This is a genomic window from Paenibacillus hunanensis (genome assembly GCF_014645615.1).
Lineage (GTDB): Bacteria > Bacillota > Bacilli > Paenibacillales > Paenibacillaceae > Saccharibacillus > Saccharibacillus hunanensis.
On the sequence record NZ_BMMB01000039.1, the window covers coordinates 1 to 1635 of the forward strand.

Below are 1635 nucleotides of genomic sequence, written 5' to 3' on the forward strand. Positions count from 1 at the left end.
AACCTTATTATTATTAAGCCGCCAGGCGTCTAATTTAATAATAATAAACGATAAGCAGCTTAATTTAATCCTGAACAAGATATAGGATATCTTTATAGTAAGTATTCTATATCGAGCCGCCAGGCGTCTAAATTTTTAAAAAGTTTTTTCCACTCGCGTACCCCCTCCTTTGCTCAAGGTCCCCATCACATTTAATTATGCCCCTGCAGTACTGCAGGGCGGGGGGACGGCTAAAAAAAAAATTGGCTGGCGAAGCTAGCCCTACCACTTCGTTAGCACTTCGTTGGGCCAACGAAGTCACTTCGTTGGCCAGCCCCAAAATTAAAAAATAATTAGAGATGTAATAAAAAAAATTTTTTTTAATTTTATATTACATCAATAAAAATAGATGAGTTTGGTGATGGCTCTGATTGAACACTGTCCAAATACTTGACACATGCTAATCGAACGTTTAATTTTGGCCTAAGAAAGGGGTTTCATCGTGGCTTAAGCTAAGGGGTTTATTGTGGCTTAAGCTAAGGTTTAATCTTTGACTTAAGCGGGTGTTTTAGGGGAACTTGTGCCCCTAAAACCTCTTAATTAAAAGTGGTGTACAGGTGAGTATAATATTTTTTCGCTTAACTTAAAGTGAAGGCAAATCCTTCATATTGCAAAAGGATATCTTAGGCACCTGTTGAAAGGGGCCTACTTATATTATATCCGCTTTAAGAGGATGAGAAAAGTTTCAGAGATAGGTAGTTGTTAAGGTCATGGCTTAACAAGCCAATAATTCTCTTAGTCGAAGCTGAAAAGGCTGATCGACCACATTGGGAATGAAAAAATCCCAAGGCAAATAGGTACAGCAGTGAGGAATCTTGGTCAATGGGCCCACGCCTGAACTGGTAACTTGGAGGAATGAGGGGTCAACTTTGCAAATGGATGAGTGATCGTTAGAAGATCCTTAGTCCCCTGGTCTTCTTGACACATGAGGTATATACTTCTAGTCCATATTGGGGGGAGACTCCACGTCGATTTATCGAGTAAAATTCTGTATACATATTGATAATGACAATATGTACATTTGTCTTGACTAATTACGTGCCAGCAGTCGCGGCAATACGTAAGAGACTAGTGTTAATCATCATAAATAGGTTTAAAGGGTACTCAGACGGAAAAATTCGCCCAAATATAGGGGACAATTTTTCTAGAGTTTTATGTAAGAAGGTCGTACTCTAGAGTGGAGAGATAAAATTCTGTGATACCTAGGGGACGGGTAAAGGCGAAGGCAATCTTTTATGTAAAAACTGACGTCGAAGGACGAAGGCAAAGGGAACAAAAAGGATTAGATACCCCAGTAGTCTTTGCAGACAATTATGAATGCCATAGGTTAGATTTTTAATTTAGTCTATAAATGAAAGTGTAAGCATTTCACCTCAAGAGTAAGGCGGCAACGCAGGAACTGAAATCACTAGACCGTTTCTGACACCAGCAATGAAGTATGTTATTTAATTCGGTGACCCACGAAAAACCTTACCACAATTTGAATATTAATAATAATGATATTATTTTTTATGCTTGATATGGCAAGCACTCAATTTTCCCCTCCCCGTAGGTTTGCCGCGGGGGGGGAGAAAAAAGAAAAATAATGGATAATAT

1 rRNA gene is annotated in these 1635 nt (G+C 38.8%); it reads left to right on the top strand.

Going from position 1 to position 1635, the window contains the following annotated elements:
- Nucleotides 1-382 precede the first annotated feature (382 nt).
- Nucleotides 383-1635, top strand: a 16S ribosomal RNA gene (locus IEX62_RS24265); the annotation flags it as partial.